Origin of the sequence: Streptomyces sp. R11, assembly GCF_041051905.1 — a bacterium.
Lineage (GTDB): Bacteria > Actinomycetota > Actinomycetes > Streptomycetales > Streptomycetaceae > Streptomyces.
Genome location: NZ_CP163432.1, coordinates 2,617,823 through 2,638,032, shown reverse-complemented (window position 1 = coordinate 2,638,032; position 20,210 = coordinate 2,617,823). Strand labels below are relative to the sequence as shown.

Here is a 20,210-nt window from a genome sequence, read left to right as displayed (position 1 = left end):
GTTGTCCCTACTTCACGACGACGGCGGCGGCGAGCTTGGACAGCGGCTCGGCGAGGGCGTTGACGCCGTCCGACAGCTCCTTGCGGTCGGCCTTGCCGACCTTGTCGTACGAGGTGAAGTCGTACGACGACTTGTCCGCCCGGTACTTGTCGAGCAGCGTGTCCAGCGCCGCGAACTGCTTGTCGAGCTCGGTGACCAGTGCCGGGTCGTTCTCCTGCGCGACCGGCTTCAGCAGCTCGTACGCCTTCTCGGCGCCTTCGACGTTGGCCTTGAAGTCGACCAGGTCGGTGTGCGAGTAGCGCTCCTCCTCACCGGTGACCTTGCCGGTGGCGACCTCGTCGAGGAGTTCCTTGGCGCCGTTGGCCATGGAGGTCGGGGTGATCTCGGCCTTGCCGACCCGCTTCTGCCAGTCCTTCAGGTCGGTGATCAGCTGGTCGGCAAGGGTCGTGTCCTCGGCGGTGAGCTTCTCGTCCTGCCAGAGGGACTTCTCCAGGCGGTGCCAGCCGGTCCACTTCTGGCCGTCCTCCAGGCCGTCCTCGCGGACGTCGACCTTCGGGTCGATGTCACCGAAGGACTCCGCGACCGGCTCGGTGCGCTCCCAGCCGATGCGGGAGGGGGCGTAGGCCTTCTTCGCGGCCTCGATGTCGCCGTCCTTGACCGCCTTGGCGAACGCCTCCGCCTTCGGCAGCGTCTCGTCGGCCTGCTCCTGCGCGTACTCGCGGTAGGCGGCGACGGCCTTGTCCAGCCGGGGGTCGCGCTTGGCGGCCGCGCCCTTGCCGGTGGCCTTGACGGTCTGCCGGATGCCGTCGCCCTTCATGCCGGGCTTGCAGGCGATGGTGTAGTCGCCCGCCTTCACCTCGGCGGTGACGGTCTGCTTGGTGCCGGGGCCTATGTTCTCGCGCTCGGTGACGATGCGGTCGTCCGGGAAGAGGATGTAGACCTCGGTGACCTTGGAACCCTTGTTCTCGATGGCGAGTTCGACGTGCCCGGCCGGGAACTCCTTCTTCGACACCTCGCACTTGTCGTCCGTCGCGGTCACGCTGACGACCCGGTCGTCGCCCGCAGAACTGCCTTTCTCGGTGCATCCCGTGACGGCGGTCAGGGCCGCCACGGTGGCGGCAGCGGTGACGACGGAGAGTCTGGCGGGTCGCATGAGGGCTCCAGGAGGGTGGCCGAAAAGAGTGCACGACGGGGACGGGGCCTCACGTGGAACGGGAAGGTGAGGCTCACCTAACGCACCTAAGGATCGCCGAATTGGCCAAAATCGCTCCCATAGGGAAGTCAAAGGAACGTCAAAGGTTGCTCGGCCTCAGCGTCGTGGGGTCACCAGGACCTCTCCCGTGCGTGGATGCGGAAGCACCTCCACCGGCTGGTCGTAGACCTCCGACAGCAGCCGCTCGGAGAACACCTCGGCGGGCGGCCCGTCCGCCGCGACCCGCCCGGCGCGCAGGATCGCCACCCGGTGCGCGTAGGCCGCCGCGAGCCCCAGATCGTGGAGCACGACCACCACCGCGTCCCCGGCTCGCGCCCGCTCCCGGCACAACCGCAGCACCAGCTCCTGGTGCTTGAGGTCCAGCGCCGCCGTCGGCTCGTCGAGCAGCAGCAGCGGGGCACGCTGTGCGAGCACCCGCGCGAGTGCGACACGGGCCCGCTCGCCACCACTGAGCGCGGAGAACGGCCGTACGGCGAACTCCGTCACCTCGGTGGCAGCCATGGCCTCGGCGACGGCCGCGTCGTCGTCCTCCAGCCCGACGGAGGCCCACGGAGCACGGCCCATCCGGACGACCTCCTCGACCGTGAAGGGGAAGGAGAGAGTCGCCGACTGCGGGAGCACGGCGCGGCGCAGGGCGAGTTCGGGCGTGGACCAGTCGCCCGCCGGGCGCCCGTGGATCCGTACGACACCCTCGGCGGCCGGAAGGTCGGCGGCCAGCGCGCTCAGCAGGGTGGACTTTCCGGCGCCGTTGGGCCCGACGAGGGCGAGCACTTCGCCGGCGCGGACGGTCACGGAGACCCCGTGCAGGACGATGCGGGCACCGAGCCGCACGTGAAGGTTCTCAGCTTCGGCGAGGGTGTCGCCGGGTTCGGCGGGGGCGGGAGGGGTTGGACGGGGGCGGAGGAGTCTCATGGAAGGGGTCCTTTGACGGAGGGCGAGTTGCTGTCGCGGGTGGGACGGCGCCGCTCAGGGGCGCGGGGCGGTATCAATGTGCGGCTCCGCCGCGTGGGCGCGACCGGCCCCCACTGCCCGCAGTCGACATACGACCTCTAGGCCCACCCCCCTTGTCGCCTCCGCGTCCTGCGCAACAACCAGAAGAAGAACGGACTGCCGAGGAGCGCGGTCAAGACACCGAGCGGCAACTCCGCCGGCGCCGCAACCGTCCGCGCAGCAAGATCCGCCGCGAGCAACACCACCGCCCCACCCAGCGCACTCCCCGGGATGAGAAACCGATGTCCCGGCCCCGCGGCCATCCGCAACAGATGCGGCACGACAAGGCCGATGAACCCGATGACCCCGGACACACTCACCGCGGCCGCGGTAAGCAGCGCGACGACCAGGATCAACGCAACGCGCATCCGCTCCACGTCCACCCCGAGGTGCCGGGCGGGCCGGTCTCCGAGCGCGAGCAGGTCCAGGCGGCGTGCGTACAGTGGCGCCACCACCAGCCCGACGACCGCGCAGGGCAGGACCGCCGTCACCTTGGGCCAGGTGGACTGGGCGAGGGAGCCGAGCTGCCAGAAGGTGATCTGGTTCACCGCGGCGGTGTCCGCGAGGAAGATGAACAGGCCGATGAGCGCTCCGGCGAAGGCATTGACCGCGATGCCCATGAGGATCAGGGTCACGACCTCCGTACGGCCGGCCGAGCGGGACATCGAGTACACCAGCAGCACGGTGCCGAGCCCGGCGACGAAGGCCATCGCGGGCAGGGTCCAGTTGCCGAGGAAGGTCAGCCCGAGCGAGATGGAGGCCACCGCCCCCACCGCCGCGCCCAGCGAGACGCCGATGGTGCTCGGCTCGGCCAGCGGGTTGCCGAACACGCCTTGCATCAGCGCCCCGGCGCAGCCCAGCGAGGCTCCGATGAGCAGTGCGAGCACGATCCGGGGGAAGCGCACGTTCCACAGCACGGACTCGGCGACCCGGTCCAACTCGCCGCCGCCGAGCCCGGCTTTGTGCTGCAGGGAGCCGAGGACGTCCCCGACCGGAATCGGGTAGGCGCCGATCCCGGCGGCGACCGGGACGAGGACGAGGAGCGCGACGCTCATGCCGACGGTCAGCAGCCACGTGGTGGTGTGCCGTCCGCGGACCGGTAGGCCGGGTGCGGCCTCGGGCGCGGCCTTCTCCAGCACGGTCACGCCGCGTCTCTCTTCTTGTAGAGCTGCTCCACGACCGACCTCAGCACCTGGTCGGTGCGCGGCCCATAGCTCAGCAGGGCGCCGTCCTCGATTGAGACGACCCGGCGGTCCATCCCCGCCGGGGTCTCGGCGACGCCCGGGATCCTCACCAGGCCGTCCACGCCGCCGACGGACTCGAGTCCCTTGGACATCACGAGAATCGCGTCCGGCGCGGCCTTCACGAGGGCCTCGCTGGTGATGGGCGTGAAGTCCTTCGCCAGTCCCGATTCGGCCCCCGCGTCGACCGCGCCGGCCGCCTCCACGAGGGAGCCGGCACCGGACCCCTTGCCGCCGATGAGGTAGACGGAGGCGGAGCCGCGCAGGTAGAGAAAGGCGACCCGCGGCTTCTCGCCCTGCCGGGGAACTCCCTTGCGCACGGCGGCGATCCGGTCCTGCGACCGCTCGGCCAGCTCCTTGCCCGCGGACGGTACGCCGAGCGCGTCGGCGACGGCCCGGATGCGCGGGCCGACGTCGTCCAGGCCGTGGGCCGGGGCGACCACGAGGACCGGGATGCCCGCGGCACGGATCTGCTCCATGGCCTCCTCGGGTCCGGTCGTGGTCTCGGCGAGCACCAGGTCGGGCTTGAGTGACAGCACGCTCTCCGCCGAGACGTCATGGCCCCGGGTGACGGGGGGCAGTTTCGCCGCCTGTTCGAACGTGGCGGTGACGTCCCGGGCGACGACGCGGTCGCCGAGCCCGAGCGTGAAGACGATCTCGCTGAGGCTGCCGGAGAGGGGGACGAGGCGCCCGGCCTTCTCGACCGTCACCTTCTCGCCGTCGGCCGCGGAGACCGTCGCGGGGAGGCTCGGGGCCGGGGTGTTCTCCAGGGGCTCGACCCGGTTGGCGGTCGTGGTGGCGGCCGACTCGTTCGCCGGGTCCGCCGCCGGTGAGCCACCGCAGGCCGTCGCCGTGGTGAGGGCGAGCACCGCCAGCAGTGCGCCCGTCAGTCGTGTGCGCAAGGGTCGCACGGTCCGTCCGTTCCTCTCCGTATGCCGTTTCAGCTCGGTCACGGCCGTTTCAGCTGAGCAAAGCTTAGGTTAGCCTTACCTTTGTTCGCTACCGGTCGTCGTGTCCGTCGCCTCCGGAGGACCTCTCATGCCTGTCCGCCTACGTGTTCTGGTCGCCGTGCTCTGCGCGGCCGTCCTCGGAGCCCTGCTCCCGGTGACCGCCGCGTCCGCCGCGAGCCGCACCGTGCAGGGCGGGCGGCTCGACTGGGGCGTCAAAGCGTCCTTCCAGAGCTATGTCACCGGGCCCATCGCGAAGGGGAGTTACTCCCTGACCGGCGGTGCGGCCACCGTGGGCAGCGGCGGCTTCCGCTTCCACTCGGCCACGGGGACGTACGACGGCGGCACCGGCGCCTTCACCGCGTCCTTCTCCGGCGGCGTCCACTTCGTCGGCCACAGGACCGACGGTGGCAGCTACCAGCTCGACCTCACCATCAGCCGCCCCACCGTCCGTATTTCCGGCTCCGGCGGCACTCTCTTCGTGGACGTCACCAGCAAGGCGAAGGGCACCGGGGCGGTCACGACGTCCTCGCAGGTGCCCTTCGCCTCCCTCTCCCTCGGGGGGATCGACATGAGGGGCGGCGGCAACACCGTCGCCCTCAACAACCTGCCCGCCACACTCACCGCGCAGGGCGCCAAGTCCTTCGCCGGGTACTACACCGCAGGGACCGCGCTCGACCCGGTGAGCCTGTCGGCGGACGTGCGGGCGGCGGCGACCGAGAAGCCGACGCTCTCGCCCACGCCGAGCGCCACCAAGTCCCCGGAGAAGAAGGAGACTTCGAGCGGCGAGCTCGTCGACGGCGCCGTCGACTGGGGTGTGCGCCGCACGTTCCGGGAGTACGTCACCGGGGACATCGCCAAGGGTGAGTGGACCCTGTCCTCCGGCGCCGAGGACGGCGGTGCGCTGTTCCGCTTCCCCGACGGGGAGGGGACGTTGAAGGACGGTGGCCTTCGGGCGTCGTTCGAGGGCGCGGTCCGCTTCACCGGGGCGCAGGGCCTCGACCTGAAACTGAGCGGCGTCCGCGTCACCGTCGAGGACGGCAAGGGCACGCTCCTCGCCGACGTGGCCGGTGCCGGATTCACCGGCGGCAAGGTCCCCCTGGTCACCTTCACGGCCAAGGGCCTGAAGGCGAAGGACGGCCTGGCGAAGGTCACCGAGGCCCCCGCGAAGCTCACCGCCGAGGGCGCCAAGGCCTTCGGCGGGATGTACAGGGCGGGCACCGAGATGGACCCGGTGTCCCTGGCCGTCGCCACCACCGACGACGCCGAACTGCCCGCGCTGCCCGACCTGGGCGGCGCCGCGACGGCGAGCGCGACACCCGACAAGTCGTCGGCGCCGCCCGACCCGTCGGCCGAACCGGTCGCGAGCACCTCCGAGGACGACGGCGTCCCCACTGCGCCCATCGGCCTCGCGGCCGGGTTCCTGCTGCTCGCGGGCGCGGTCTTCGCGTTCGCCGCCCTACGCAGGCGCCGTACCCGGCCGGCCGCCGGGGCCGGTGAGGCCGTCCCCCCGTCCGCCGAGGACTGAACGTCCCAAGAGGACTTCCCCCAAGCCCCGACCGCCGTGCCTGCGCCGCCCCCGGCCGCCGCGGCGGACACCCGCCCACGGACTCCCACCCACCGCAAGGAGAACCCCGAGCATGTCCGCCACTTCCCGCAGACGCCGTCCCGTCACCCTCGCCGCGGCTGTCGCCACCGCGGCCGCGCTGGGCGCCACCACACTCGCCACCCTCGGCGCCGGCACCGCCTCCGCGGCCGAAGTCCCGCTCAGCGGATACGAGTTGACGTGGGGCATCAAGCAGTCGTACCGCACCTACGTGACCGGCATGGCGGCCGGCAGCTTCACCGCGAAGGACGGTGCCTCGCAGGCCGCCGGGAACGGCGCGTTCACCTTCACGGACGGCACCGGCACCTACGACTCCACGGCCCACACCGTCGACCTCGGCTTCAAGGGCGGCCTGCAGATCGTCTCCAAGCTGCACGGCTTCGACATCGCCCTGTCCGACGTGCGGTTCGACAGCGCGGCCGCCGAGATCACCGCCGACATCACCAAGTCCGGTACGACCGCGCAGGACGTGCCGCTCGCCGACGTCACCGTGACCCGGGCGATGACCGACATGGCGACCAAGCTGACCAAGGAGGCCGCGGACGTCTTCGGCAGCGCGAGCTACGAGGGCGCGGCGGGGGACCCGCTCACCGTCGTACAGAAGACGCCGCCCCAGTCGCCGACGCCCACGCCGACCCCCACGGCCACCGCCACGCAGTCCCCGACCCCGACCCCGACGCCGACCGCGACGGCCACGCAGTCCCCGACCCCGACCGCCACGGCGACCGGGTCCGCCTCGCCGTCCACGAGCGCCGACCCCTCCGAGTCCGCCTCCGAGGCCCCGGCCCAGGGCGACATAGCCGACGGCACGCTCGACTGGGGCGTCAAGCAGTCCTTCCGTTCGTACGTCGTGGGCACTGTGGCGAAGGGGGAGATCACGACGTCGGACGGCGCCTCGCAGGCCGCCGGCAACGGTGCCTTCACCTTCGTCGACGCGACGGGGGAGTACGACACCGACGCCGGCGCCCTCTCCGCGAGCTTCGATGGCGCCGTCAACTTCAAGGGCCACAAGGGCGAGGGCGACAGCGGCGGCTACGGCCTCGACCTCACTCTGAACAACCTCCGCGCGACCCTCGACGAGGGCACCGGCGAACTCACCGCCGATGTCACCAGCCTCGGCGAGAAGACCGAGGACGTGGTCCTGGCCGACCTGAGGGCGAACGACTCCGACCTGACCGCGCAGGACGACGTCATCACGGTCGACGACGTCGAGGCCACCCTCACCGAGGCCGGCGCGAAGGCCTTCGGCGGCTTCTACACCGCCGGCACCGAACTCGACCCGGTCGACCTGGCGGTGGCCCTGACGGCGGACGCGGACCTGCCCGGCGGCGACGGCTCGACGGGAGGATCGACGGGCGGTTCGACCGGCGGCTCCTCCGGTACGGCGGGTTCGACCACCGGCGGCACGGGCTCGACGACGGGCGGTGTGACGGGCGGTCTCGCCAACACCGGCTCGGACGTGCCGGTGGCGGCGCTGGGTACGGCCGCCGCGGTGACCGCGGCAGCGGGCGCGGCCGTGGTGATCGCGATGCGCAGGCGGCGTACCGAGGCGTAAGACTGTCCCCATGAACAGGGGGCACAGAGAACTGCTGGGGCCGGGGCGGCTGGTACTGAACGTGCGAGACCGTCCCGGCCCGCCGGCGTTGCGTTTCGAGACCGCGGACCCGGGACGACTGCTGCTGCGGCAGGGGGACCGCCCTGTGCTGCTGGGCCGGTCGGTGGGCGAGGGCTGCTGCCCGGAACTCCATCTGCACCGCCTCGACGGCTACCGCTCACCGCTTCCGCCGCTGCGCTCGTCAGCCATGCGGTCGTCGGTCAACTGGCCGCACCAGTACGCACGTTGGCTGGAGGAGGCGGACGGAACCCCGCTGCGGGACGGACGCTGGGAGCTGGCCCGCCGGACCGGCTTCCCGCCCGGCATCTGGACCGAGGACTTCGTACGGGACTGGCCCGGTGGCCGACTGGCGCTGTACTGCGGGGGCGGCTGGCACGGAGTCGTCCCGCTGCGCCGGCTCTCGGCACCGGATGCCGCGCGGGTGAAGGCATACCGCAAGCACGCCCGCGACGGCACACTCGCGCCCGTCCTGCTGTGGTGGGTCGCCTTCCTGGACGGCTGGGTGATCCTCGACGGTCACGACCGGGCGGTGGCGGCGCTGGCGGAGGACCGGACACCCGAGTGCGTGGAGCTGGGCCGGGTGCCCGACGAGGAGGAGTGGCGCCGGGCTGCCGAGGAGGTGACCGAGGCCCACGAGCACCGTATGCAAGGGCTGGCGGCGCACGCCGACGACCCGGACGCGGGACGCCAACGGGCCACCGTGGAAAGGGCGTACGGCGAAACGATCGCCTCGCTGCCCTACGGCGTGCCCCCGACGGGCTTCCTGGCGCTCCCCGGCGGAGCCGCCGCCTGGGACGAGCTCGCCGCTCGGGTGATGTTTCAATTTCCCCGTGACTGACTTCGACGTCCTGCGCGTCTTCTGCGGCCCCAACGGCGGATACGGCAACGAACTCGGCGTCGTCCGCGAGGGCTCCGTCATGCCCGACCGGGCCGACCGGCAGGCCTTCGCCGGCAAGCTCGGCTTCAGCGAGACCGTGTTCGTCGACGACCCCGAGCGCGGAGTCATCGACATCTACACCCCGACCCTGCGCCTGCCCTTCGCCGGTCACCCCTGCGTCGGCACGGCCTGGCTCCTCGACGTGCCCGAACTGATCACCCCGGCCGGCGTGGTGGGCGCGCGGCTGGACGGCGAGTTCAGCTGGATCGAGGCCCGGGCGGAGTGGGCCCCGCCGCGCACTCTGCGGCAGTACGGGACGGCGGCCGAGGTGGACGACCTCGACGTGCCGCCGGCCGGTGAGTGGATCTACGCCTGGGCGTGGGAGGACGAGGCGGCCGGCCGCATCCGGGCCCGCGGCTTCCCCGGCCGCGGCGACGGCATCGACGAGGACGAGGCGACCGGCGCGGCAGCCCTGCTGCTCACCGACCGCTTGGGCCGCGCACTCAACATCACCCAGGGAGCCGGGTCCCAGATCCTCACGGCACCGCAGCCCGAAGGCTGGGTGGAGATCGGAGGGCGGGTCCTCCTGGAGCGCTGAGCCGCAGAAGCTCGGACGCTCAGGCGCTCAGCGGGAACTCCTCGCCCAGCGCCCGGAACACCGCCGTGTTCAAGGCGAACGCCTTCTTGCACTCCGCCACGATCCGCTGCTTCTCCAGGTCGTCGGCGCGGACCTGGTCCAGCAGTTCGCGGTAACCCCGCTTGAACGCCGCCGGGTTGGTGATCTCCTCGAAGACGTAGAAGCGGACGCCGTCGCCCTTGCGGGCGAAGCCCCAGGTCTTCTCCGCCTTGTCGCGGATGATCTGGCCGCCGGAGAGGTCGCCGAGGTAGCGCGTGTAGTGGTGGGCGATGTAGCCGGCCGGCCACGTGTCGGCGCACTCCCGCACCCGGTCCGCGTACGCCTGCGTCGCGGGCAGTGCCGACAGGCCCGTCCGCCACCGCGGACCCCGCAGATGTGCCAGGTCCCGCTCCAGTGACGTCAGCCGGAACAGCTCCGGCTGGATGAAGGGGCCGGTCACCGGGTCCGACGCCAGCCGCTCGGTGCCGGTCTCCAGCGCCTCGTACACGAACCACAGCTGCTCGGTGTAGCGCGCGTACGCGTCGACGCCCAGCCGGCCGCCGAGCAGGTCGCTCATGAACGTCGAGGTCTCCGCCTCCACGTGCTGCTCGTGGGAGGCGGTGCGGATGACTGTCGAGAAGGAGTCCATGGGGGCATTTTCTGAGGTTAGGCTAACCTAAGTCAATAGATTTGCCGACGCTGTGTCGGTAAAAGGGTACCGAGAAAACCCGCCCTCCGCAGGGCGAAGGACGGGCTCGGTGACCTGCTCGGTTACGGCAGCGTGAGGATGTCCGCCCCCGTCTCCGTCACGACCAGCGTGTGCTCGAACTGCGCGGTGCGCTTGCGGTCCTTCGTGACGACCGTCCAGCCGTCGTCCCACATGTCGTACTCGTGCGTCCCGAGCGTCAGCATCGGCTCGATGGTGAAGGTCATGCCGGGCTGGATCACCGTCGTCGCGTGCGGGCTGTCGTAGTGCGGGATGATCAGGCCCGAGTGGAACGACGAGTTGATGCCGTGGCCGGTGAAGTCGCGGACCACGCCGTAGCCGAAGCGCTTGGCGTACGACTCGATGACCCGCCCGATGATGTTGATCTGGCGGCCCGGCTTGACCGCCTTGATCGCGCGGTTCAGCGACTCACGGGTGCGTTCCACCAGCAGGCGGCTCTCCTCGTCGACGTCGCCGACCAGGTACGTGGCGTTGTTGTCGCCGTGCACCCCGCCGATGTACGCCGTCACGTCGAGGTTGACGATGTCGCCGTCGCGCAGCACCGTCGAGTCCGGGATGCCGTGGCAGATCACCTCGTTGACGCTGGTGCACAGGGACTTCGGGAAGGCGCGGTAGCCGAGCGTGGAGGGGTAGGCGCCGTGGTCGCACATGTACTCGTGCGCCACCTTGTCCAGCTCGTCCGTCGTGACACCGGGCGCGATCAGCTTCGCCGCCTCGGCCATCGCCCGGGCGGCGATACGGCCGGCGACACGCATCGCCTCGACGGTCTCCGGAGTCTGCACCTCCGGACCCGTGTACGGCGTCGGCGCGGGTTTGCCGACGTACTCGGGGCGGCGGATGTTTCCGGGCACGGAACGGGTGGGGGAGAGCTCCCCTGGTACGAGCAGCGACTGGCCAGACATGCCAGCGAGTCTAACCAGCGGGCATGGGGGAACATGTCGGTGGCGAGAGGAGCCGGACATGGCCTTGTTCAAGAAGCGGACGGTCGGCAAGCCGGGCGAGTGGTACTACTGCCTCGTCCACAAGAAGGTCGAGGAGGGGCCGGAGTGCCCGGCCAAGGACCGCTTCGGACCGTACGCCACCCCGCAGGAGGCCCAGCAGGCGATGGACCTCGCCCGTGAGCGCAACCTGGAGTGGGAGGGCGACCCGCGGTGGCACGACGCCCCGAACCGCCCGGCGGACGACTGATCAGCCCTCCGCGGGCGCCGGCGCGGGTTGTGCCGTCGGCGCCTGCGCGGCCGCTGCCGCCGCCCGCTGCTCCCGCAGCCGTACCGCGTGCTCGTTCGTCCGCGCGTCGTACGTCATGAGCTTCGGCAGACACAGCGCCAGCAGCCCCACGGCGCCCACGCACAGCAGCCCGCCCGACCAGATCGACGTCCGCACGCCCCTCCAGGCCGCCATGCCGCCGACGTAGGTCTGGCCCAGCTGAGGGCCCACCGAGTACGACAGCAACTCGATCCCGGCGAGCCGGCCGCGCAGCTCGTCCGGGATCGTCTGGTTCCACATCACCCCGCGGAAGATGCCGCTGACCATGTCGGCGGCGCCGCCGAGGGTCAGGAACAGCAGGACCAGCCATACGTTCCCGGAGACACCGGCCGCCGCGATCGCCGTGCCCCACAGCGCCGCCGCCACGACGACGGCCCGCCCGTGCCGGTGCACCCGCGAGGTCCATCCGCTGGTCAGGCTCACCAGCATCGCCCCGGCCGGGACGGCCGCGTACATCAGGCCCAGCGCCCAGGGCGCGTTCAACTCGTCGGCGAGGAACGGCAGCACGGCGAGCGGCATCGCGAAGAGCATCGCCGCGATGTCGATCACGTACGTGCCGAGGAGCTCCTTGCGGCTCCAGGCGTAACGGGCGCCCTCGGCGATCGCCTTGAGGGACGGCTTCGCGGCCTCGTGGGAGGCGGGGGAGGGGGCGAGCCCGAGCACGAGCAGCACGGAGACGACGAAGGTCAGCAGGTCCACGCCGTATGCCCAGCCGAGCCCCGCGTACGCCACGACCACGCCGGCCAGGGCCGGGCCCGCGACGCCGCCGACCTGCCAGCGCAGCGCGTTGAGCGAGGCGGCGGCCGGGAGGTGGTCGTGGGCCACGATCCGGGGCAGCAGGGCGTCCATGGCCGGGCGCTGGACCGACACGAGGGCGGAGGACAGGGCGGCGACGACATACAGCGGCCAGATGGCGGGGCTCGGCAGCAGTGCGTTGGCCAGCAGCACCGCGCTGAGTACCGCCTGCCCGGCCTCCGTCCACACGATCAGCTTCCGCTTGTCGAGTGCGTCGGCGAGCGCACCGCCGTACAGCCCGAACACGATCAGCGGCACCAGCTCCACGGCACCGATCGCCCCGACCGCCGCGGCGGACCCCGTCAGCTCCTTGATCTGCACGGGCAGCGCGACGAAGGTCAGGAAGCTGCCGAAGTAGGTGACCAGTCCCGCCAGCCACAGCCGCCGGAAGTCGACGGAGGCCCGCCAGGGGGCGAGGTCGGGCAGTACGGCCCGCAGGCGGGAAGGCGGTGCGGGGGGAGTGGGGGAGTCGTCGGTCACGAAGGGCCATGCTCAGGCGGTGCGGTGCCGCGAGGCAAACGGTTTTGCGGGCCCGGCGCCGGTCACCGGCCAGTGGGTGACCAGCCCGTGGGTGACCAGCCCGTGGGTCACCAGCCCGTGGGCGGCGGCGCCGTCAGGGAGTCGGCCAGGCGGGACAGGCGGTCCCGGAAACGCCGGCGGCCCCGCGGAGCGGGCAGCGCGTTCTCGCCGGCGGCCGCGCTCACCAGGTGCTGCACGGTGTCCAGGTCCAGCTCCGCACCCTCCGGCACGGTCAGCGTCTCGTGGGCCATCGACGTCAGTTCACCCTCGCCGGCGCCGAGCGCCAGCACCGTCGCGCCGGCCAGCCGGGCGTCGTGCACCCGCTCCAGAAGCGGCGCTCCCGGCCCTTGCGGCGACACCACCAGCAGCGTCTCCCCGCGCCGCGCCGCCGCCAACCGCCCGAGGCCGACAGCCAGATGCGCCGGATCCGAGGCGCGCGCATGATGCCGCACGAGTGTCGGGGCCAGCTCCGGAGTGCCCGACCACGCGGCCTCGTCGACCAGGTGGGCCGCCAGATGCCACGGCTCGTACTGCGGCGTGCCGACCAGCAGCAGCCCGCCCCCGTGCGCCACCGCCGACGTCCGCAGCGCACCCGCGAACCGCCGGGTGGCCCCCAACCACGCGGTTCCGGCGAGCACTTCGCGCAACAACGCGACACGTACGGCATCCATGCGACCGCATCCTGCCGCAACCGACCACTCGTGACCCGGAGTTCACCACGAATTCGCCCGACTTGGGCAGATGGACTCGTTGTCCCGCACATCCGTCCGTACGCCGGCCGCGCAGCCACCGCCGACCGAGCCGCGGCGACCGGCCGTCCGAGGAGCCCCCCATGGCAGAGACCAGCGTCCCCTTCCGCGCCGGCCGCGAGGGCTACGCGAGCTTCCGCATCCCGGCCGTCGTCGCCACCGCCACCGGCACCCTCCTGGCCTTCTGCGAGGGCCGGGTCGGTTCGCATGACGACTTCGGGAACATCGACATCGTGCTGAAGCGCTCCACCGACGGCGGCCGCACCTGGGGCCCGCTCCAGGTCGCCGCCAAGAACGGTGACGACCTCGCCGGCAACCCGGCCCCCGTCGTCCTCGACACCGGCCGCATCCTGCTCGTCCACGTCCGCAACGCCGCCCTCGCCACCGAGAGCGCCATCCGCCGCGGTGTGGTGAGCGCCGCGGACGGGCGGCGGGTCTGGGTCCAGCACAGCGACGACGAGGGCGCGACCTGGTCCGCACCGACGGAGATCACCAAGGGCACGAAACGGCCGGAGTGGCGCTGGTACGCCACCACCCCGGGCCACGCCGTCCAGCTGGCCGGCGGCCGGGTCGTCGTCCCCGCCAACCACTCCCTGCCGCCGGCCGGACGGGACAACGGCACGGAGGGCAAGTACAACGGCGGCCACTGCCTGCTCAGCGACGACCACGGCGCCACCTGGCGCATCGGGTACGTCGACGACAACACCGACGGCTACGTCAACGTCAACGAGACCACCGCCGCCGAACTCCCCGACGGGCGCGTCTACTTCAACACCCGCAACGACTCCACGTCCCCCGGCACCCGGGCCGACGCCTACTCCGAGGACGGCGGCGCGACGCTGGTGAAACCCTTCCGTCCCCAGGCCGGCCTCGCCGCCCCCGTCTGCGAGGGCAGCGTCCTGCACCTGCGCGACCCCGACGTGCTGCTCTACTCCGGCCCCGCCGACCCCGGCTTCCGCGCCCTGATGACGATCCGCGCTTCCACCGACGGCGGCATCACCTGGCGGTCGGCGCACACGGTGGACGGACTGCCCGCCGCGTACTCGGACCTCGTGCGGATCGACGACGAGGCGGTCGGACTCCTCTACGAGACCGGCGACTTCAGCGCGTACGAGACCATCACCTTCCGGCGGGTGCCCGTGACTGAGCTCACCTGAGCCATGGGGCCGGGCGGCGCGGACGTAAAGTCGGCGCATGACCTCTAGCGACAGTGCACAGCAGCCCGCCGGGACGCCCGCGAAGACCCCGGCCAAGGACCCCTGGGACCTCCCGGACGTCTCGGGGCTCGTCGTCGGCGTGCTCGGCGGGACCGGGCCGCAGGGCAAGGGCCTTGCCTACCGGCTCGCCCGGGCCGGCCAGAAGGTGATCATCGGCTCGCGGGCGGCCGAGCGTGCCGAGTCCGCCGCCGAGGAGCTCGGGCACGGCGTCGAGGGCGCCGACAACGCCGAGTGCGCGCGGCGCAGCGACATCGTGATCGTCGCCGTGCCGTGGGAGGGCCACGGCAAGACCCTCGAATCCCTGCGCGAGGAGCTGGCCGGCAAGCTGGTCGTCGACTGCGTCAACCCGCTCGGCTTCGACAAGAAGGGCGCCTACGCGCTGAAGCCGGAGGAGGGCAGTGCCGCCGAGCAGGCCGCAGCCCTGCTGCCGGACTCCCGGGTGACCGCGGCCTTCCACCATCTGTCGGCCGTCCTGCTGGAGGACCCCGAGATCGACGAGATCGACACCGACGTGATGGTCCTCGGCGAGGTCCGCGCGGACGTCGAGATCGTCCAGGCGCTGGCGGGCCGCATCCCCGGCATGCGCGGCATCTTCGCGGGGCGGCTGCGCAACGCCCACCAGGTGGAGGCGCTGGTCGCGAACCTGATCTCGGTGAACCGGCGCTACAAGGCGCACGCCGGGCTCCGCGTCACGGACGTGTGACGGGATGGGGGACACTGGTCGGCGTAGCAGTGTCCCCCGAAGGAGCCGAGTGAAATGCCCCGCCTTGGTGTCTATGCCCTGATCGTCTGTGTGCTCGCCGTGGCCGCGGCCGTGGTCTCGTTCGCGCAGGGCAGCTTGCTGGGGATCGTGTGGGTGCTGCTGGCGGGGCTGTCCAGCAACATGTGCTGGTACTACGTGAAGCGGGCCAGGGACGAGCGGCGGGACTCGGTCACGGGCTGAGCCGCGAACCGGGTCACGCGTTGATCGAGCAGAGCTCGTTCGAGTCCCGCCAGAAGCGGAACAGGTCGTAACCGCAGTACGTGTCGAAGTCGCTGATGCCGAGGCCGCGCAGGACGGCGTCGATCATGTCGAAGAACACGCCGTTGACCTCCGGCACCCACAGCAGCGCGAACACGAACAGCAGACCGAACGGCGCGAACGGCTCCACCTGGCGCCTGACCTTGTGCGACAGCCACGGCTCGAGCACGCCGTAGCCGTCCAGGCCCGGAACCGGCAGGAAGTTCAGGATCGCCGCCGTGACCTGGAGCAGCGCGAGGAAGGCGAGCGCGAACCGGAAGTCGCGGGGGACGCCGTCCAGGGCGTCCAGCCAGAACGGGGCGGTGCACACGACGGCGAACAGCACGTTCGTCAGCGGCCCGGCCGCCGAGATCAGACTGTGCCGCCAGCGCCCCCGGATCCGCCCGCGCTCGATGAAGACGGCACCGCCCGGGAGGCCGATGCCGCCCATGATCACGAAGACGACCGGCAGCACGATGCTGAGCAGCGCGTGCGTGTACTTCATCGGGTTGAGCGTGAGGTAGCCCTTCGCGCCGACCGAGATGTCCCCACTGTGCAGGGCGGTACGCGCGTGTGCGTACTCGTGCAGACACAGGGACACGATCCAGGCGGCCGTCACGAACAGGAACACGGCCAGGCCGGGCTGCTCGGCGAACCCGGTCCAGGTGGCCCAGCCCGTCACCGCCGTGACGGCCAGGATGCCCACGAACACGGGGCTGATCCGCCGGTCGCTGCGGCGGGTGAGAGCGGTGGTCATGAGGACGGGCTCCTGGGACGGCGGGACTGCGGGACTGCCCGACCGTACCGGGCGCACGCGGAAAACGTCTCGCGGTGGGCCGTTGGTTCCGGAGAAGGTGGGGGCATGGGTTTCGGCGGGTGGTGTACGTGGGCGGGCGGACCGCACCCGACGGCTCCCGCCCCTCACCCCGCAGCCGCCCCGCCCCGCCGCCCAATGCCGTGACCGGCCCCACGACCACCAGAGACAATGGACCCCGTGCGCTATCGCATTCTCGGCACCACCCAGGTACTCCGCCCCGACGGCAGCCCCGTTCCTGTCGGCGGGGCCCGTTTGCGTGCCCTGCTCACCGTGCTCGCGCTGCGGGGTGGCCGGACCGTGCCGGCGGGCATGCTGGTCGACGAGGTGTGGGAGGGGGCGCCGCCCGCTGACGCCGCGGGTGCCCTGCAGGCGCTCGTCGGGCGGTTGCGGCGGGCCCTCGGGGCGGACGCGGTCGTCTCGGCGGAGGGCGGCTACCGGCTCGCCGCCGCGCCCGACGACATCGACCTGCACCGCTTCGAGCGGCTCGTCGGCGAGGGCACGCGCGCGTTGGCCGACGGCGACCCCGCCAAGGCCGCCGTCGTCCTCGACGACGCCCTCGCGCTGTGGCGCGGGCCCGCCCTCGCCGACCTCCCCGACCGCACCGCCGAGGCGGCCCGCCAGGCGACCCGGCGCCTCGACGCGCTGCGCGCCCGCCACACCGCCGCCCTCGCCCTCGGCCACGCCGAACAGTCCCTGCCGGAACTGACCGCCCTGTGCGACACCCACCCCCTGGACGAGCCTCTCCAGGCCCTGCGCCTGCGCGCCCTGCGCGACGCGGGCCGCACGGCGGAGGCACTGGTGGCCTACGAGGACGTACGACGCCTCCTGGCAGACCGCCTGGGCTCGGACCCGGGCCCGGGACTGCGCTCCCTGCACACGGAGCTGCTCCGACCGAGGGGCGGCGGATGGGGGCCCGGTCCGCGGGCGGGCGACGGCGCGTCCCGCACCGCTCCGGGTGGGACGCGTTCCGGCCGTGGTGCCCACGGGGCCGACGGGCTTGGTGACGCTGGCGCCGGGGCGGACCGTTCGGGTCTTGGCGGGGTGCGTGTCGATCGTGAGTCGTACGGGTCGGGCCAGGTCGGTGGCGCGGACTCGGGGGTCGATCGTCATGGCGGGACGCGTTCCGACGGTGGCGCCCATGGCGTCCGCCCGCTCGCTGACGTGGACGCGGGGGGCCACGGCAGGACGCCCGACGCCCCCGACACCCACGGAACCGGCCCCCTCGGCGACCCCGACGGCGAAGCGCACCGTACGAGGCCCGCCGACGCAGGCACGGGCACCGGCCCGCGCGCACGCCCCCCGGCCGCGCCCGGCGAGACGCACGTTCCCGGCCCCCCGAGGGCCCTCGGCGTTCCCGCGGCGCCCGATGCCCGTACGGCCGACCCCGCGCCCGGTCGGGCCCACACGCTCGACTCCCCGGCCGCCCCCTGCGACCTCACCGCCCGCACGGACGCCTCCGCCGACCCGCCCGGCGCACCCCGGCTCACCCCGCCCCCTGGCAACCTCCGTGCCCGGCTCACCTCCTTCGTCGGCCGGGAAGCCGACATCGAGGCCATCCGCGGGGACCTCGGCACCGCCCGGCTCGTCACGCTGCTGGGCCCCGGCGGGGCCGGGAAGACGCGGCTGTCGCAGGAGGCTGCCGAGAGCGTGCGGGACGGTGCCCCGGACGGGGTGTGGCTGGCCGAGCTCGCGCCGGTCGACGCCCCCGAGGCCGTGCCGGAGGCCGTACTCACCGCCGTCGGTGCCCGCGAGACCGTGCTGTACGGCGCCGGCGCCGAGGCCATGCGGGCCGGTTCCGACCGGCACGACGACCCCGTCGAGCGGCTCGCCGAGCACTGCGGCAAACGCCGGATGCTGCTGATCCTCGACAACTGCGAGCACGTCGTCGAGGCCGCCGCCCGCCTCGTCGCGGAGCTGCTGGAGCGCTGCCCGGAGCTGACGGTGCTGGCCACCAGCCGCGAACCCCTCGGTGTGCCTGGGGAGTTGCTGCGGCCCGTCGGGCCGTTGCCCGAGCCCGTCGCGCTGCAACTCCTCGCCGACCGGGGTGCGGCCGCCCGGCCCGGCTTCCGCGTGGACGCCGACGACGAGACCGCCGCGGCCTGCGCCGAGATCTGCCTGCGCCTCGACGGTCTCCCGCTCGCGATCGAACTCGCCGCCGCCCGGCTCCGCATGCTCACCCCACGCCAGATCGCGGACCGTCTGGACGACCGCTTCCGCCTGCTCACCTCCGGCAGCCGCACCGTCCGCCCCCGCCAGCAGACCCTGCGGGCGGTCGTCGACTGGTCCTGGGAACTGCTCGACGAGGACGAACGCGACGTGCTGCGGCGACTGTCCGTCTTCGCGGGCGGCTGCGACCTCACCGCCGCCGAGGCCGTGTGCGGACCCGCCGCCCTGGACTCGCTCGGCTCGCTCGTCGACAAGTCCCTGGTGGTGGCCGCCCCGTCGGCGGACGGCGCGATGCGCTACCGGCTCCTGGAGACCGTCGCCGAGTACGCGGGCGAGCGCCTCGACGAGACCGGACGGCGCGCCGAGGCCGAGCGCGCGCATCTGACGTACTATCGCGAACTCGCCCGCACCACCGACGCGTTGCTGCGCGGCCCCGGCCAGCTCGCCGCCATCGAGCGGCTGGAGCGCGAGTACGAGAACCTGCGCATCGCCCTGCGCCACGCGGTCGCCGGCCGCGACGAGCAGGAGGCGCTGTGCCTGATCCTGTCGCTGGCCTGGTACTGGCAGATGCGCGAACTTCGGATCGAGGCCCGCAACTGGTCCCGCGAGGTCCAGGCCCTCGGCCCCGACCCCTTCACCGAGCCGGTCCGCCCCGCTCAACCGGTGTGGGAGCGCTGCACGGACACCCCGCCCCCGTGGACCGGGGAGGCCCTCGCAGAGGCCCGGCGCGGTGTCCACCTCGTCCATCTCGCCTGCATGGACACCGAGTTGGACGCCTGGCAGACCCCCGCGGCGCAGGCCAAGCTGCGGGCCATCGCCGCCACCTATGAGCCGGGCATGCCGCAGACCTGCCGGCTGCCCGGCTACCTCTGGATCTTCGCCGTCATGCTCACCGGGGACGTGGAGCGGCTGCGGATCGTCCTCGACGCCACCGTCCGCACCTCCCGCGAGACGCCCGGGTACGACTGGGAGCTCGCCGCGAGCCTGCATTGGCGCGCCAACATGTACGCCAACCGCAGCGACTGGGCGGGCGAGGGCGACGCCATCCGCGATGCCGAGGAGTCGCTGGAGATCTACGAGCGCCTCGGCGACCTGTGGGGCACCGCCGAGGCCCTCGCCGCGCGCGCCGAGGCATGCGAACGCAAGGGGGAGTGGGACAGGGCCGCCGCCAACTACGAGGCGGCGATCGAGCGTGCCGAACGGCTCGGCGCCCACGCCCAGAAGGGCGTACTCAGGGCCCGGCTCGGCAGCGTCATGATCGAGGCGGGCGAGGGCGAGCGGGGTGAGCGGCTGCTGCGTGCGGTCATCGACGAGGCGAGCGGCGGGAACGACCAGTCGATGCCGTTCGCCCGGCTGATCCTGGCCGGCCGGCTCGGCATGACGGGCCGGATCTCCGAGGCGCGTGAGCAACTCCGGCTGCTGCGGGAGCAGTTCAAGATCGCCCATTTCGTCGTCTTCGATGCCTTCATTCTCGGTGCGGAGGCCTGGCTGGACGCGGCCGACGGCCGGTACGCACGCTCCCTGGACACGATCAAGCGCGCCCTGGAACGCGCCGAGGAACCGCTGTCCGAGGCGATCGCCCCGCACATGCGCTCGGCGTTTCTGAGCACGGCCGCCTTCGCCCTGGCCCGCGTCGACGGCGGCAGCCGCGCCCGCGACGCCGCCCGCTGCCTCGGCGCCGCCGACGGGCTGCTGCCGGCCCGGTACGTCGCGTCGACACACGAGCGCGAGGTGTACGGAAAGGCGGCGGAACGCACCCGCGCGGTGCTCGGCGACGCGGCCTACGAGGCGGCGTACACGGAGGGCGGTGGCCTCTCCTCCCGGGAGGCCACCGCCCTGATCTGACGGC

Annotated in this window: 18 protein-coding genes; 9 read left to right on the top strand and 9 right to left on the bottom strand. The window is 72.6% G+C overall.

What is annotated here, in order from left to right; all coding sequences use genetic code 11:
• Positions 1-7: 7 nt before the first annotated feature.
• The 4 genes from efeO to AB5J55_RS11960 form a co-directional block, all read right to left on the bottom strand.
• Entirely contained in the window at positions 8-1,153 is a 1,146-nt protein-coding gene (gene efeO / locus AB5J55_RS11975) for an iron uptake system protein EfeO (protein WP_369270652.1), read from the bottom strand.
• A gap of 156 nt (positions 1,154-1,309) precedes the next feature.
• The gene (locus AB5J55_RS11970; protein WP_369270651.1) at positions 1,310-2,125 is read right to left on the bottom strand and encodes a heme ABC transporter ATP-binding protein; all 816 of its coding nucleotides are present in this window, start codon (positions 2,123-2,125) and stop codon (positions 1,310-1,312) included.
• Positions 2,126-2,262: 137 nt separating this feature from the next.
• Positions 2,263-3,258 carry a FecCD family ABC transporter permease gene (locus AB5J55_RS11965; RefSeq protein ID WP_369276162.1) on the bottom strand — a complete coding sequence of 332 codons (996 nt, stop codon included), beginning with the start codon at positions 3,256-3,258 and terminating at the stop codon, positions 2,263-2,265.
• Between the two features lie 86 nt (positions 3,259-3,344).
• Positions 3,345-4,346, bottom strand: coding sequence for a hemin ABC transporter substrate-binding protein (locus AB5J55_RS11960; protein ID WP_369270650.1), 1,002 nt, complete (start codon positions 4,344-4,346; stop codon positions 3,345-3,347).
• 136 nt (positions 4,347-4,482) lie between these two features.
• Here AB5J55_RS11960 and AB5J55_RS11955 point away from each other — a divergent pair, with 136 nt between their 5' ends.
• The 4 genes from AB5J55_RS11955 (at position 4,483) to AB5J55_RS11940 (ending at position 9,087) form a co-directional block, all read left to right on the top strand.
• Complete coding sequence (locus tag AB5J55_RS11955) at positions 4,483-5,919, top strand: HtaA domain-containing protein (RefSeq protein ID WP_369270649.1); 1,437 nt, start codon at positions 4,483-4,485, stop codon at positions 5,917-5,919.
• 112 nt (positions 5,920-6,031) lie between these two features.
• Positions 6,032-7,552, top strand: a complete 1,521-nt coding sequence (locus tag AB5J55_RS11950; protein WP_369270648.1) for an HtaA domain-containing protein — start codon at positions 6,032-6,034, stop codon at positions 7,550-7,552.
• A 10-nt stretch (positions 7,553-7,562) separates the two neighbouring features.
• Positions 7,563-8,450: a hypothetical protein gene (locus AB5J55_RS11945; protein WP_369270647.1), complete on the top strand. Its 888-nt coding sequence runs from the start codon at positions 7,563-7,565 to the stop codon at positions 8,448-8,450.
• A complete protein-coding gene (locus AB5J55_RS11940; protein WP_369270646.1) occupies positions 8,443-9,087 on the top strand; it encodes a PhzF family phenazine biosynthesis protein in 645 nt (214 codons plus the stop codon). The genes AB5J55_RS11945 and AB5J55_RS11940 overlap by 8 nt, the downstream gene beginning before the upstream one ends.
• A gap of 19 nt (positions 9,088-9,106) precedes the next feature.
• On the opposite strand, the gene AB5J55_RS11935 is transcribed toward AB5J55_RS11940, so the two are convergent.
• Both AB5J55_RS11935 and map read right to left on the bottom strand, forming a co-directional pair.
• Entirely contained in the window at positions 9,107-9,754 is a 648-nt protein-coding gene (locus AB5J55_RS11935; RefSeq protein ID WP_369270645.1) for a heme oxygenase (biliverdin-producing), read from the bottom strand.
• Between the two features lie 122 nt (positions 9,755-9,876).
• The gene (map, locus tag AB5J55_RS11930) at positions 9,877-10,734 is read right to left on the bottom strand and encodes a type I methionyl aminopeptidase (RefSeq protein WP_369270644.1); all 858 of its coding nucleotides are present in this window, start codon (positions 10,732-10,734) and stop codon (positions 9,877-9,879) included.
• A 58-nt stretch (positions 10,735-10,792) separates the two neighbouring features.
• Between map and AB5J55_RS11925 the strand changes: the two genes are divergently transcribed.
• Complete coding sequence (locus AB5J55_RS11925; protein ID WP_369270643.1) at positions 10,793-11,020, top strand: hypothetical protein; 228 nt, start codon at positions 10,793-10,795, stop codon at positions 11,018-11,020.
• On the opposite strand, the gene AB5J55_RS11920 is transcribed toward AB5J55_RS11925, so the two are convergent.
• Together AB5J55_RS11920 and AB5J55_RS11915 are read right to left on the bottom strand one after the other, a co-directional pair.
• Positions 11,021-12,373 carry an MFS transporter gene (locus AB5J55_RS11920; protein ID WP_369270642.1) on the bottom strand — a complete coding sequence of 451 codons (1,353 nt, stop codon included), beginning with the start codon at positions 12,371-12,373 and terminating at the stop codon, positions 11,021-11,023.
• A 107-nt stretch (positions 12,374-12,480) separates the two neighbouring features.
• The gene (locus AB5J55_RS11915; protein ID WP_369270641.1) at positions 12,481-13,083 is read right to left on the bottom strand and encodes a hypothetical protein; all 603 of its coding nucleotides are present in this window, start codon (positions 13,081-13,083) and stop codon (positions 12,481-12,483) included.
• A 161-nt stretch (positions 13,084-13,244) separates the two neighbouring features.
• Between AB5J55_RS11915 and AB5J55_RS11910 the strand changes: the two genes are divergently transcribed.
• Genes AB5J55_RS11910 through AB5J55_RS11900 form a run of 3 tightly spaced genes read left to right on the top strand, consistent with a single transcriptional unit; the run spans position 13,245 to position 15,321 of the window.
• Positions 13,245-14,318: an exo-alpha-sialidase gene (locus AB5J55_RS11910; protein ID WP_369270640.1), complete on the top strand. Its 1,074-nt coding sequence runs from the start codon at positions 13,245-13,247 to the stop codon at positions 14,316-14,318.
• 37 nt (positions 14,319-14,355) lie between these two features.
• A complete protein-coding gene (gene npdG, locus AB5J55_RS11905) occupies positions 14,356-15,081 on the top strand; it encodes an NADPH-dependent F420 reductase (RefSeq protein ID WP_369270639.1) in 726 nt (241 codons plus the stop codon).
• Positions 15,082-15,135: 54 nt separating this feature from the next.
• Positions 15,136-15,321 carry a hypothetical protein gene (locus tag AB5J55_RS11900; RefSeq protein ID WP_369270638.1) on the top strand — a complete coding sequence of 62 codons (186 nt, stop codon included), beginning with the start codon at positions 15,136-15,138 and terminating at the stop codon, positions 15,319-15,321.
• 13 nt (positions 15,322-15,334) lie between these two features.
• On the opposite strand, the gene AB5J55_RS11895 is transcribed toward AB5J55_RS11900, so the two are convergent.
• Positions 15,335-16,135, bottom strand: a complete 801-nt coding sequence (locus AB5J55_RS11895; protein WP_369270637.1) for a site-2 protease family protein — start codon at positions 16,133-16,135, stop codon at positions 15,335-15,337.
• A gap of 228 nt (positions 16,136-16,363) precedes the next feature.
• Between AB5J55_RS11895 and AB5J55_RS11890 the strand changes: the two genes are divergently transcribed.
• Positions 16,364-20,206 carry a BTAD domain-containing putative transcriptional regulator gene (locus tag AB5J55_RS11890; RefSeq protein ID WP_369270636.1) on the top strand — a complete coding sequence of 1,281 codons (3,843 nt, stop codon included), beginning with the start codon at positions 16,364-16,366 and terminating at the stop codon, positions 20,204-20,206.
• Positions 20,207-20,210: the final 4 nt, after the last annotated feature.

Bases quoted from the DNA above. Each gene is read 5' to 3' on its own strand.
- efeO (WP_369270652.1), bottom strand. From the start codon at position 1,153: ATGCGACCCGCCAGACTCTCCGTCGTCACCGCTGCCGCCACCGTGGCG.
- AB5J55_RS11970 (WP_369270651.1), bottom strand. From the start codon at position 2,125: ATGAGACTCCTCCGCCCCCGTCCAACCCCTCCCGCCCCCGCCGAACCC.
- AB5J55_RS11965 (WP_369276162.1), bottom strand. From the start codon at position 3,258: ATGAGCGTCGCGCTCCTCGTCCTCGTCCCGGTCGCCGCCGGGATCGGC.
- AB5J55_RS11955 (WP_369270649.1), top strand. From the start codon at position 4,483: ATGCCTGTCCGCCTACGTGTTCTGGTCGCCGTGCTCTGCGCGGCCGTC.
- AB5J55_RS11950 (WP_369270648.1), top strand. From the start codon at position 6,032: ATGTCCGCCACTTCCCGCAGACGCCGTCCCGTCACCCTCGCCGCGGCT.
- AB5J55_RS11945 (WP_369270647.1), top strand. From the start codon at position 7,563: ATGAACAGGGGGCACAGAGAACTGCTGGGGCCGGGGCGGCTGGTACTG.
- AB5J55_RS11935 (WP_369270645.1), bottom strand. From the start codon at position 9,754: ATGGACTCCTTCTCGACAGTCATCCGCACCGCCTCCCACGAGCAGCAC.
- map (WP_369270644.1), bottom strand. From the start codon at position 10,734: ATGTCTGGCCAGTCGCTGCTCGTACCAGGGGAGCTCTCCCCCACCCGT.
- AB5J55_RS11925 (WP_369270643.1), top strand. From the start codon at position 10,793: ATGGCCTTGTTCAAGAAGCGGACGGTCGGCAAGCCGGGCGAGTGGTAC.
- AB5J55_RS11915 (WP_369270641.1), bottom strand. From the start codon at position 13,083: ATGGATGCCGTACGTGTCGCGTTGTTGCGCGAAGTGCTCGCCGGAACC.
- AB5J55_RS11910 (WP_369270640.1), top strand. From the start codon at position 13,245: ATGGCAGAGACCAGCGTCCCCTTCCGCGCCGGCCGCGAGGGCTACGCG.
- npdG (WP_369270639.1), top strand. From the start codon at position 14,356: ATGACCTCTAGCGACAGTGCACAGCAGCCCGCCGGGACGCCCGCGAAG.
- AB5J55_RS11900 (WP_369270638.1), top strand. From the start codon at position 15,136: ATGCCCCGCCTTGGTGTCTATGCCCTGATCGTCTGTGTGCTCGCCGTG.
- AB5J55_RS11895 (WP_369270637.1), bottom strand. From the start codon at position 16,135: ATGACCACCGCTCTCACCCGCCGCAGCGACCGGCGGATCAGCCCCGTG.
- AB5J55_RS11890 (WP_369270636.1), top strand. From the start codon at position 16,364: ATGGACCCCGTGCGCTATCGCATTCTCGGCACCACCCAGGTACTCCGC.